10 protein-coding genes are annotated in these 11,612 nt (G+C 60.1%); 7 read left to right on the plus strand and 3 right to left on the minus strand.

The window, feature by feature from the left end:
• Positions 1 to 10: 10 nt before the first annotated feature.
• Positions 11 to 532, minus strand: a complete 522-nt coding sequence (locus SCM96_04970; GenBank protein MDW7759975.1) for a GNAT family N-acetyltransferase — start codon at positions 530 to 532, stop codon at positions 11 to 13.
• A 50-nt stretch (positions 533 to 582) separates the two neighbouring features.
• Positions 583 to 891, minus strand: a complete 309-nt coding sequence (locus tag SCM96_04975; GenBank protein MDW7759976.1) for a hypothetical protein — start codon at positions 889 to 891, stop codon at positions 583 to 585.
• Positions 892 to 1,057: 166 nt separating this feature from the next.
• Between SCM96_04975 and SCM96_04980 the strand changes: the two genes are divergently transcribed.
• The 7 genes from SCM96_04980 to SCM96_05010 all read left to right on the plus strand — a co-directional run bounded on the left by SCM96_04980 (position 1,058) and on the right by SCM96_05010 (position 8,867).
• Complete coding sequence (locus SCM96_04980) at positions 1,058 to 1,756, plus strand: hypothetical protein (GenBank protein ID MDW7759977.1); 699 nt, start codon at positions 1,058 to 1,060, stop codon at positions 1,754 to 1,756.
• 23 nt (positions 1,757 to 1,779) lie between these two features.
• Positions 1,780 to 1,959, plus strand: a complete 180-nt coding sequence (locus SCM96_04985; protein MDW7759978.1) for a hypothetical protein — start codon at positions 1,780 to 1,782, stop codon at positions 1,957 to 1,959.
• Positions 1,960 to 2,130: 171 nt separating this feature from the next.
• Complete coding sequence (locus SCM96_04990) at positions 2,131 to 4,071, plus strand: copper-translocating P-type ATPase (protein MDW7759979.1); 1,941 nt, start codon at positions 2,131 to 2,133, stop codon at positions 4,069 to 4,071.
• Between the two features lie 154 nt (positions 4,072 to 4,225).
• On the plus strand, positions 4,226 to 4,909 hold the full coding sequence (locus tag SCM96_04995; protein MDW7759980.1) for a tetratricopeptide repeat protein: 684 nt from the start codon (positions 4,226 to 4,228) through the stop codon (positions 4,907 to 4,909).
• Positions 4,910 to 5,027: 118 nt separating this feature from the next.
• Entirely contained in the window at positions 5,028 to 6,062 is a 1,035-nt protein-coding gene (locus SCM96_05000) for a DUF6569 family protein (GenBank protein ID MDW7759981.1), read from the plus strand.
• A gap of 145 nt (positions 6,063 to 6,207) precedes the next feature.
• On the plus strand, positions 6,208 to 8,172 hold the full coding sequence (locus tag SCM96_05005; protein ID MDW7759982.1) for a HAMP domain-containing sensor histidine kinase: 1,965 nt from the start codon (positions 6,208 to 6,210) through the stop codon (positions 8,170 to 8,172).
• A complete protein-coding gene (locus SCM96_05010) occupies positions 8,169 to 8,867 on the plus strand; it encodes a response regulator transcription factor (GenBank protein MDW7759983.1) in 699 nt (232 codons plus the stop codon). The genes SCM96_05005 and SCM96_05010 overlap by 4 nt, the downstream gene beginning before the upstream one ends.
• Before the next feature lie 18 nt (positions 8,868 to 8,885).
• Here SCM96_05010 and SCM96_05015 read toward each other — a convergent pair whose 3' ends face one another.
• Positions 8,886 to 11,612, minus strand: coding sequence for a hypothetical protein (locus SCM96_05015; GenBank protein MDW7759984.1), 2,727 nt, complete (start codon positions 11,610 to 11,612; stop codon positions 8,886 to 8,888).

An 11,612-nucleotide genomic window follows, 5' to 3' on the forward strand; every position in this document is an offset into this window, starting at 1 on the left:
GCGTCCGCGGTTACGTCAGCTTTAAGCACGTCCGGAAACGCCAGCCGAGGTCCTTCATTTCGAAATCGAGAACTTTGAGGACGGCGAGTTCGGGTTCGTTCCACTTGGCGATACAGGCATAAACTTCCTGAAAACCCTGTTTCCGGGCGTATTGAATGACGGCCCGATGCAGGGCCGTGGAAATCCCGCGCCGGCGGAACGGCCTCGAGACATAAGTGATTTTCAGATAGAACTCTTTGGGCTTCCAAGTTTGGAGGGGCGGCAGAACGTCGGACATGTCGTCGATTTCCGGTGCGCCTAAAGACGGAAAGCCCATGAGATATCCAACGACGGTTCCGCCGGAAAGGGCGACGAACGTCCTGTACTTATGTTCCGGTTTGAGATAACGATGGATGTAGTCGTCCTCGACCGATCGGATTTCGACACCTTCGAATCTCTCGCTGATCTCGTCCTCGAGCTCCCTCAGAAGATTGAGGACGCCCTCCTGATCTTCCGGCCGGTATTCGCGGACCTCGAATTCTGATGTTGTCATGGCCTTCTCCGCTGTCGACCGTTAAAATAGCATAACACGGGGAGGCTGTGTCAACGTTTTTTCTTGCGTCCCAAAACTCCTCCGCTCAAGAAAAGCCCGGCCCCGAGAACGAACCCGAAATTGTACCAGGTCCCGTTGTTGTGGACCTCGTAGAAGCGAACATTTCGGGTGAATACTGAGACGATGAACGTGACCGGGGAGATGAAGCCGTGCCAGAGACCGAGAAAGAATCCCGCGGTCTGTCCTTTTGCGTCCGCTGTTTTTTCGAGGGTGTTGGGTCCGGGCGCACAGCTTGCCGTGAATAGGATCATGGCAAGGAATGCGGTCAGAATCGTTACCGCCGCGGCTCTTATGGTCATGGGCTCCTCCTTTTCCGATTTCTCGACATTCTACGATAAAAGCGAAACATCTTCCATTCCTTGTCACAAGGTCCGGCTTCATATTTTCCGGCGCGCCTCCGCCCACGGCACGATTGACAGGGGAACGCAGCCGGGCTTATGATAATGTCTAGAGAGAATGGGTTCTATGTCGAGTCTTGTCCAGGATTGGCCGATTTATGCCGGTGCCTTGGGCGTTCTTGTGGGTTTCCTTTTTGTCCTGATTTATCTATATCGCCGCATTCGTCGGTTGATCGGCAAAGCCTCCAGCAAAGCTTCGGCGCCGCCCGGACTTTGGGCCGGGTTGCGAAATCTTGTGTTGATCTTTCTCTGGATCTCCGTTTCCGGAATGATACTTTTTATGGGATTTTTCTTTCGGGCCTACCATGCGTTCACCTATGGGAAACCCGTTGCCCGGATCGTGACTCAAGCCGGAGAATCCGGCGCCACGAGCCTCCTGACGCTGACGCAATTCGGACCCGATAAAGCCGAGATATCCGAGCGATACGTTGTCAGCGGTGACCAATGGATGCTGGAAGGGGATATTCTGAAATGGGCCAACGGGCTCAATTTTTTGGGTTGGCACACCCGTTACCGATTGACCCGCTTGAGAAGCCGCTATATCGAAGCCAAGGATGAGATTTCCAGGGAGGCGACCGTCTTTTCGCTTGTCGAGAACGAGGATCACCCCTTCTGGCGTTATCTTTACCGGTTCGGTCACAAGTCGCCGTTGGTTAACACGGTCTATGGAAATTCCGTGTATCAAATGTCCCGGGAAGACGGCCGTTTTCTTGTTTATGTCGGAACATCCGGATTTATCGTAAGACGGGAAGAGACGCGGCGCTGATTCGCTCCGGCCACGAGACCGATTTGACGAGTTTCAACAACTATGACACGCACGAAATGTACCGGAATTTCGGCGGCCGCCGCAAAAAGGAGAACTTTCTGATCACCCGGGACGGTCACCGCCGGTTGGGCCGGCCCAAACCCGTCGAGATCGACGATATCGAAGCCATCCGTAAATCCGGCTTGGCCTCGGCTTCCGACTGACGCCGGGACGCCCGTCCGCCGGGCGCATGGAATTTTAGCCCAAGGAGGATCGCCGTGAAGCACGTTGAGACAAGAGATGATCCGCAGGCCGGCCATGCGATGAGCCCGGACCACGGCGGCAAGATCAAAGAGGATGCCGCCCATGACAAACATGAGGGCCATAGCCCGGGGATGTTCCGGGATAAATTTTGGTTTTCCTTCCTGCTCACGCTTCCTGTGGTCTATTGGTCGGCGCATATCCAGATGCTGCTGGGCTATCGAGCGCCTCGCTTCCCGGGCTCCGACTGGATCGCCCCCGTCCTGGGGACGGCGGTCTTCCTCTACGGCGGCCTGGTCTTTCTGAAAGGCGGGTTGCGGGAGTTGAGGGAGCGCCTGCCGGGCATGATGACCCTGATCTCCCTCGCCATCGCCGTGGCCTTCATCTTCTCGTGGGTGGTGCAGCTCGGACTGATTCGGGCGGATGCGATCTGGTGGGAGCTGGCCACTCTGGTGACCATCATGCTGCTGGGCCACTGGATCGAGATGCGCTCGATTTCTCAGGCTCGAGGGGCGCTCCAGGAGATCGCGAAGCTCCTCCCGGATACCGCGACCCGCGTGACGAACCAGGGCGAGGAGACGGTGCCTGTCGGCGAGCTCCGGGAGGGCGACATTGTGTTGATTCGCCCCGGCGAGAGCGTTCCGGCGGACGGGATCGTCCGGAAGGGCGAAAGCGACCTCAACGAGGCCATGCTCACCGGAGAATCCAGGCCGGTGAAGAAGCGGGAGGGGGATGACGTCATCGCCGCGACCATCAACGGCGAGGGCTCGCTTCGGGTGGAAATCACGGGCACAGGGGAAAAGACCAAGCTGTCCGGAATCATGAGGCTCGTGTCTGAAGCGCAAAAATCCAAATCCAGGGCGCAGCACCTGGCCGACCGTGCAGCCCGGATCCTGACCGGCGTGGCCATCTCCGCCGGGGTGCTCACGTTGGTTGTCTGGCAGTTCCTGGGGGCATCCATCGACTTCTCCGTCGTCCGCGTGGTCACGGTCCTGGTCATCGCCTGCCCTCACGCTCTCGGCCTGGCCGTGCCCTTGGTCGTCGCCATCTCCACGTCCCTAGGTGCGCAAAACGGCCTTCTCGTTCGGGATCGGCGAGGGCTCGATGAAGCGCGGAATCTGGACACCGTGATCTTCGATAAGACGGGAACGCTGACATTGGGGGAATTCCGCGTGGTGGAAACGGCGGTTGCGGAAGGAGAGTCGGAGGAGGAGACGCTTCGAATCGCCGCCGGGGTGGAGTCGGAGTCCGAACATCCCATCGCCCGGGGAATTGTGAAGACGGCGGAGGATCGAAAATTGGATGTGCCCCGGGCGGATGGATTTCGGGCCATAACCGGCAAGGGCGTTGCCGCCTCGGTCGAGGGGATTGACTATCACATGGGTGGTCCCGCGCTCCTGGAGGCCGAGAACGCGCAGGTGCCGGAATCACTTCGAGCCGCGGCCGAAGCAGCGGCGAATCGGGGTCAGGCCGCCATCTACCTGCTTCGAGGCGGCAAGGCCCTGGCGGTCTTCGCTGTGGCCGATGCCATTCGTGAAGAGAGTCGTGAGGCCGTTCTCAAACTGCACGACCGGGGAATCGAGGTGGCCATGCTCACCGGAGACGCTCAGGCCGTGGCCGATGCCGTCGCCGAAGAGTTGGGCATCGACATCGTGTTCTCCCAAGTGCTCCCCGAGGATAAGGCGTCCAAGGTGCGGGAGCTCCAAGCTCAGCGGAAAAAAGTAGCCATGGTGGGCGACGGAGTGAATGACGCTCCCGCCCTGGCCACCGCCGATATCGGGATCGCCATCGGCGCGGGGACCGACGTTGCCGTTGAAGCCGGGCACATCGTGCTCGTGCGCTCCGACCCACGCGATATCCCCAAGATCGTCGCGCTGTCCCGTGCCACCTACCGGAAGATGCTCCAAAACCTTTGGTGGGCGGCGGGTTACAACATCGTCGCCATTCCGCTGGCGGCGGGGGTCCTGGCCGCACAGGGCATCCTGCTGACGCCTGCGCTCGGCGCCGTTTTCATGTCGGCGAGCACGGTGGTCGTGGCGGTCAACGCCCAACTCCTGAAAAGAAAACAGCTCTGACGATGTCCGCTTATCAATTGAGGGCACCATCCGTGTTCTTAACCCGGTATCGGTCTTGTGGCTTACGACACAGACCTTGCCGAGCGATTGGACACCGGGAGAAATGCAATATAGAATAACCTTGGAGTATTTCTCAATGAGCAAGAGGTCGAAAATGAATCAATCAACGCGTCGCTTGGGATGGATCCTGGCCGCGGCCGGGGTGATATCTTGGGGAGCTGCCTGTTCGTCAATATCGTATGGGAGCAAGACCTCCCCGCCGCCTGCAACGGTGTCGAGCAGTACGGAGGATCTTTTTCTTCAAGGCGTCGAACAATATCGGGCGGGACAATTCGGCCGGGCGAAAGAGATATTCGACCGGGTGATTTCCGCCCAGCCGCGGCACCTCCAGGCCCTGAATTACAGGGGGCGTTCGCTTGTCGAGCTCAAGGAGTGGAGCCCGGCATCCAGAGATTTCGACGCCTGTCTTGAGATCGATTCCCGTTTCACTCCGGCCTATTCGGGAAAAGCGATGATTGATATTCAACACAAGGATTACGCATCGGCTCTGAACCGTCTCGATCAGGCTCTTTCCATTGATCCCCTTGACTCCGAACTCTACTACCTCAAAGGCACGGCCCTGGGTTATCAAAATCAACTTGAGCTTTCGATCAATGCTTTCAAAAAATGTCTTGAGCTCAAGCCCGATCACGCCTATGCCCACTACCAGCTGGGACTTGCCTACAATAAAGCCGGAAACAAGGATTTGGCCATTGTTCATCTGGAAAAATTCTTGACTCTCGCCCCCACTGCGCCGGAGGCTGATCAGGTGCGAAACCTGCTCACATCGCTGCGTTGACGACCTGCCGGTATCCGTCACATTTATTTTACAAACATTTGACCTCCTGATGACACGGGGCCCCGCCCGCCGGCGTATTGTTGTTGTGGAAAGACCGAAGGCACTGAAGGAGGTTATCATGAGAAAACGGATTTCAATCCTGGCGATGGTTTCGGCGGCGGCTCTTCTGTTGACGATCCGGAGCGGCGGGGCGGCGTTGTCGCAGCATGCGTCCGATCCGGTCGACGCCCTTGTCCGGGTGCTCGAGGTGGGCCGGCCCGTCTCCCATGGGAACCTGACCATCGTTCCCGTTTACGCCCGGCGGACGGTGGATCGAACATCCTATGTCACCCTCGAAGACGCCCTGAAGTCCGGGACGCTCGAGATCACCGAAGTCGACGGCGGCCGCGTCCCCCAGGTCAAAATCTCCAATCTGTCACGAAACACCCTGTTTCTCATGGCCGGAGAGATCCTGACCGGAGGCAAACAGGACAGGATTCTGGCCCAGGATGTTCTGCTGGCGCCCGGAACCCGAAACTTGCTCGTGCCCGTCTATTGCGTCGAACAGGGTCGATGGGAAGTCCGGTCCGCGACCTTTGGATCCAAGGAAAATCTCGGCACTTACAGACTGAGAGCCAAGGCGGCCGAGCGGGCACCGGCGGCGCAAAGCCAAATCTGGGATGAAGTCCAGGCTCAGAATCGCACCCTGGGGGTGGCATCGGGAACAAGCGCTTACCAGGCCGCCTTCGACAAGGAAGAAAACAAGGCCGCCATCGGGGAGATCGAGAATAAAATCAAAGACGGTCTGAAACTGAACGAAGACACGGTCGGCGTGGTCATCGGTCTCGGCGGCCGGGTCATCGGCGCGGACATCTTCGCCAACACCCATCTCTTCAAAAAGCAGTGGCCGAAAATCCTCAAATCCTCGGCGCTGTCCTCTCTTCACGAAAAGGTCCGGGGGGATTTGAGTCGCGAGGCTGCGGCCGAATTCCTGAAGTCATTCTCCGGCCTGGGCTATTCCCGTAAACCCGCCCTCGACCTGGGCTATGAACTCGAAAGCGCCGGCGGAACGGCCATGGTGAAAGCCCTCGTTTACCGCGAGGCGGTCATTCACCTGGCCGGATTTCCGGAGAACAGGATGCCCGTCATCCGCACTCCGGAAAGGATGCGGTGATCGCATCGCGGATCAAAGCGACCGGCGCCGGCGGAGGGCCGGCGCCGGTCGTTGCGCGGTCGATGACGGGGGATTGTTGAAAAGATTGCAGGAAAACAGGATGTATAATAATAATAGGATCCGTCAAGACGATGTGAATTGAACGATGATGCGCATCGACCGTTTCAGAAAAAGATCGGGACGGCTCGGTTCCCGGCTCCATCTGCTGTTCCTTGCCGCCGTCGTTCTGCCTGCGGCGCTTCTGGCGGTCATCGCCGTCCGATCCATCAACCGAGAGGAAGCCTACATTGAAAAACAGATCGAACGGACTCTTGCCGCCGAGCTTGTTCATGTCACGGGCCTGATGAATGCGGAACTCGATCGGATGCGCGACGAGATCGAGCGTTCGGCGCCCGATGCCGACTCCGCAGATCCGGGAGCGGTTTCTTCCGAGTGGAGAAAAGAGAACCCTCTCGTCCGGACGCCCTTTTTTCTTTCTCCGGATTTCGAAATCCTCTGGCCCCGTCCGACAGCCGCGGCGACGGAAGATGAGATCGCCTTTCTCAAGTTCAACCGGGACTTTGTGATGGATCGGGTGGAAATCCCGGTTTATCAGAACATTGTCGAGGTCTACAGCCGGGAGATCGCCGGATTGGCCGATTTACAGGACAGTATCCGGATTGCGGCGTCGCCGGCCCCGAAATCCCTTTTTGGAACTCAGGCTTCAATCGCTGAAAAAACGAAGCCGAAAGACCGTGCGGAAGCCGAAATTCAGCCCGAGGCATCCGTCGCCGCCTCCGAGCCGGAAAAAATCTCTATGGCGCCGCCTCCCGATTTCGCCGCCCGGCAGACGGCCTTGAAGGAATTCGAGTCCAGCGAGGACATCCGCCGTAAGATCTATGACCAGGCTCGACAGCGCGGGCGCGAACCCATGAGCCGGGTCGTTGTTCCCGAAGCCGAATCCCTCTTTATCTCCGAACCCATGACGTTCAGCCGGATCATCGAGGGACGCGAATCCGGGCTGATTCCGCGTTTTCTCGGCGAAGACCTGGCCCTTTTCTTCTGGAAGAAGGTTGCCGGCGGGGCGGTTCTCGGCTGTGTCGTCGATTCCGGTCATCTCAAATCGCGGTTGATGGGCCTGCTTCCCGAGGCCTACACAACAACCCGCATCCTGACTGTTCTGGACGAGTCCGGCCGGCCGCTCTTTATGCCCGCCGAGGACGAAACCCGGGATTGGCGGAGACCTTTTATTTCGCGCGAAATCAGCGAGGTCCTGCCACGGTGGGAAGCGGCGGCTTATCTCACCGATCCGGGCCTGATCCGCTCGCGGGCCGACTTCCGGGCCTTCGTCCTCTGGGTCCTCGTCCTGGCGTTTGTCGTTTCCATCCTGGCGGGAGGAACGCTGGTCCTCAAAACGCTTCGCCGTGAGATGGAGACGGCCCGGAACAAAACGACGTTTGTCGCCAATGTCTCCCACGAACTTAAAACTCCGCTGACCTCCATCCGGATGTTTGCCGAGATGCTCAAGGAAGGCCGTCAGAACGATCCGGCCAAGAAAGACCGGTATCTCGGCCTCATGGTCTCGGAGACCGACCGCCTGACCCGGCTCATCAACAACGTTCTCGATTTCTCGCGAATGGACAAAGGGAACAAAACCTATTCTCCCAGGCACTTGAACGCCGGCCGGGTCCTGCAGGAGATCGCCGAAAGCCAGCGGCCGCGGCTGGAGCACGGCGGATTCCGACTCTCTCTCCGCGTGCCGGACGATCCCGTCTTCATTCGGGCGGACGAAGAGGCTCTCAAGCAGGCGGTGATCAACCTTCTGTCCAATGCGGAGAATTACTCGGGCGAGGCACGGGAGATCGAGATCGAGGTCGAATCCGATGCCGGAGACGTTTTGATCCGTGTCCTTGACCGCGGCATCGGCGTGTCCCCCGGGCATGCCGGACAGATCTTCAAGGAGTTCTTCCGGGCGGACGATTCGCTGACGGCCCGGACCCGGGGCACGGGATTGGGGCTGGCCATCGCCCGGCGCCTGATGCGCGACCAGGGCGGCGACATCGTTTATGAGCCCCGTTCCGGCGGCGGCAGCCGGTTCGAAATCCGATTGCCGCAGGCGGAGGCGCCGTGAGAAAGGAAAAGATTCTGATTGTTGAGGACGACGCCGCAATCCTGACCGGACTTGCGGATTTGCTGCAGGGCGAAGGCTACGAAACCGAACAGGCTCGAGACGGAAAACAGGCCCTGCGGCTTTTCGCCGCGTCCCGGCCGAGCCTTGTGCTCCTCGATATCATGATCCCGGAAAAGAGCGGCTACGATGTCTGCCGCGAGATCCGGTCCCGGGATGCCCGAACCCCCATCCTCATGCTGACGGCCAAGGGGCAGGAGGTGGACAAGGTGGTGGGGCTCGAGCTCGGCGCCGACGACTATGTCGTCAAGCCCTTCGGCGTGGCCGAACTTCTGGCTCGCGTCAGGGCCCTTCTGCGGCGCGGCCGGGCCGGTCCGGAGATCCCAAGGATGAACCCCATTTCCTTCGGGGATGTGCATGTGGATCCCCGGACCTACGAAGGGCGAAGAGGAAAGACGCCCTTCACCCTGACCGGTCTGGAGCTCAAGCTCCTCCGGTATCTTCTGGACCGCGACGGCGAAGTCGTGGAACGTTTCGACCTGCTGGAATCCGTGTGGGGCATGACTTACGAAGGAACGACCCGCACGCTCGACCAGCATATCGCCCGGCTGAGGCGAAAGATCGAGCCCGACCCCGCCTTGCCTCGCCACATCCTCACCGTCCACGGCGTCGGCTACCGATTTCGATCCAAACCCTGAACGATCCGGTTCTCTGAATCATCTCCTTTCAGGCATGGGCCTGACGATGGCCTTTTGTGTGAGCTTGAGGCCGTCGACTTCAAGGACGACAAGGTAGTCGCCCGGTTCGGCCGTTTTCCGGGCCGCCGTTTTTCCTTCGGCGGGCGGAGCATAAGTCAAATCCCAGAAGAAGGCGTGAAGTCCCGGTTCCGTCTTGCCCTCGAAAACGGCCAGAGGCGCTCCGCAGGCGTCGGCGATCGTGATTTTCGGCGGCCGGGCCGTCCGGCTCTTCAGGTGGTAGTGGACGGTCAGCCCGATGGGCTCGTTCGGCACCGTATAATGTCTGTGCCCGCCGAAGACGTCGAACATGCTTCTCTGCCATGACCAGCGGAGGGCCGGACGGATTTCGAACAGGTGGACGCTTTCCGAAGCGAAGTCGGCGCGGATTTCCTGGAGAGGCGAGATGTTAACGATGAAGGCGCCGCGGCCGTGTGTTGCGGCGATGAGATCGTTCTCCCGGGGATGGATGAGCATGTCCTGGACCATGGCGTTCGCCGGAAGACCGGTTCCCATGGCCGACCAGGTCCGTCCCCCGTCGAGAGTCGCGTAAACGCCGAATTCCGTTCCGGCAAAGAGAAGATCGGGATTTTTCCGGTCCTCGCCGACGACGTAAACCGTGCCCTCGGGAAGTCCGGCCGAAAGATCGGTCCAGGTTGCGCCGAAGTCGTCGGTGCGGAGGACGAAGGGTCGATAGTCGTCCCGGTGCCATCCGGATTTCGTGATAAAGGCGCGCCCCTCCTGATGAGGCGATGCCGCAACGCGGGTGACATAGAAATCGGCCGGTGCTCCGGCCGCATCGATGGCTGCCGTCGCGTCGGTCCACGAGGCGCCGCCGTCCCGCGTGACCTGAACCTTGCCGTCGTCCGTTCCGCACCAGATGAGGCCGGGCGTCAGGGGCGACTCGGAAATCGAAGTCAGGGTGCAGAATTCGATGTTGCCCTTGATCTTTTCCGGGTCGTTCGTCGTGAGGTCGGGACTTGCCTCCCGCCAGTCGTCTCCGCGATCGAGAGAGCGAAGAAGGACCTGGGCGCCGAGATAAATGATGCGGGGGTTATGAGAGGAGATGTGGATGGGCGCCGTCCAGTTGAAGCGATAGGGAGGTTCACCCTTCGGCCGGGCCGGCCGGAGGAACTTCCGTGTTCCGGTTTTCTGGTCGACGCGCTGCATGGCCCCGAGTTGCGAAGCGTTGTAAAGCCATCGGCTGTCCTCGGGATCGACCTGATTGAACATGCCGTCTCCGCCGCCGACCGAAACCCAATCGTCGCGGGTGATAAATCCGGTCGGTCCGTTGCACGGAAATTTGATTGAGCCGTTGTCCTGGGTTCCGCCGTAAATGTTGTAGGGTTCCTCCATGTCGACACCGATGGCGTAGTACTGGGCGAGAGGCAGGTTTTCGTAAACGTCCCAGGTCGCGCCGAAATCGTAGGAGGCGGCCAGGCCGCCGTCGTTTCCGAGCAGGATGTGGCGCGAATCTTTCGGATTGATCCAGATGGCGTGATGGTCGACATGGACGTTATCGGCCAGGTTCTCCGGGCCTTTTTCGCCCCAGGTCCGGCCGCCGTCGAGAGAGCGGAGAAGCGGCACGCTCGGCACGTAGACGACCTGGTCGTCGTTCGGGTCGAGATAGATCTGGCCGTACCACTTGCCCCCGCCGACGCTTTCCCCGTCGCGGCTCATTTTGGTCCAGGTCTCCCCGCCGTCCTCAGACCGGTAGACCTCGCCGCCGATGGGTCGTTCCCGGGGTTCTCCGCCCAGCCTCCGGTCGCGTTCGGCCTCGACCGCGGTCGGCGGGCGCATGTTGACGTTGTCGATGGAGGCGACCATGATGTCGGGATTTTTCGGATAGACGGCAAGTCCGATCCGGGCCAGGCCGCCTCCGGGAAGTCCGGCCTCGATTTTCCGCCAGGTTTTTCCGGCATCCGTCGACTTGAAGATGCCGCCGTCCGGTCCGCCGTCCTGGAAATTCCAGGGGATGCGCTGTTTGTCGTAGGCGGCGAGAAACACGATGTCGGGATTCGAGGGATTGAGGAGAACGTCGACGACGCCGACTTTGTCTCCGGCGTCGAAGACCTTCTCCCAGGTCAGTCCGCCGTCCACCGTTTTGTAGAGTCCGCGTTCGGGATTGAAAGAGAAATGATAGCCGACCGCGGCGACATAAACGATATCGGGATCGCGCGGATCAACGGCGATGCGGCCGATATGGCGGGTGGCTTCGAGTCCCCGGTGTGTCCAGGATTTTCCGCCGTCGGTCGATTGATAGATGCCGAAGCCCCGCAGAGGGAGCCGGCCCGAGGCCGGGTCTCCCGTCCCGACCCAGATGATCTCGGGATTCGAGGGAGCCAGGGCGAAGTGTCCGATGGGGACGTTGCTCTCTTCGGGAAGAAGTGAGGTGAAGGTTGTGCCGTTGTTTTCCGTCTTCCAGAGGCCTCCCGTGGACGGCGCGATATAGAACGTGAACGGCCGTTCGGGAAGAGCCTCGATATGAAGGATGCGGCCGCCCTGGCGGGCCGGGCCGACGGCTCTCCAGGAAAAGGCCTGGAAAAGTGCATCGGAACCGGCCGCATCGGTTGCGGCGCCGGCTGACCCCGCAACGGGAAGGATCAGAAGAATCGTCGCGCTCAGGTAACTCAGGAATGCGGCGCGAAGGAACAAGCCGGCCCGCATGCTCGTCCCGTCCCGTTTCGACCGGTGTTGTTTGTCTTTCAT

Source organism: Acidobacteriota bacterium, from assembly GCA_033549365.1.
Classification (GTDB): domain Bacteria; phylum Acidobacteriota; class Aminicenantia; order Aminicenantales; family Saccharicenantaceae; genus JAWSUF01.

Coding starts and splice junctions, on each gene's coding strand:
- SCM96_05000 (MDW7759981.1), top strand. CDS start 5,028: ATGAGAAAACGGATTTCAATCCTGGCGATGGTTTCGGCGGCGGCTCTT.
- SCM96_04970 (MDW7759975.1), bottom strand. CDS start 532: ATGACAACATCAGAATTCGAGGTCCGCGAATACCGGCCGGAAGATCAG.
- SCM96_04995 (MDW7759980.1), top strand. CDS start 4,226: ATGAATCAATCAACGCGTCGCTTGGGATGGATCCTGGCCGCGGCCGGG.
- SCM96_04990 (MDW7759979.1), top strand. CDS start 2,131: ATGTTCCGGGATAAATTTTGGTTTTCCTTCCTGCTCACGCTTCCTGTG.
- SCM96_04975 (MDW7759976.1), bottom strand. CDS start 891: ATGACCATAAGAGCCGCGGCGGTAACGATTCTGACCGCATTCCTTGCC.
- SCM96_05005 (MDW7759982.1), top strand. CDS start 6,208: ATGATGCGCATCGACCGTTTCAGAAAAAGATCGGGACGGCTCGGTTCC.
- SCM96_04980 (MDW7759977.1), top strand. CDS start 1,058: ATGTCGAGTCTTGTCCAGGATTGGCCGATTTATGCCGGTGCCTTGGGC.
- SCM96_05015 (MDW7759984.1), bottom strand. CDS start 11,612: ATGAAAGACAAACAACACCGGTCGAAACGGGACGGGACGAGCATGCGG.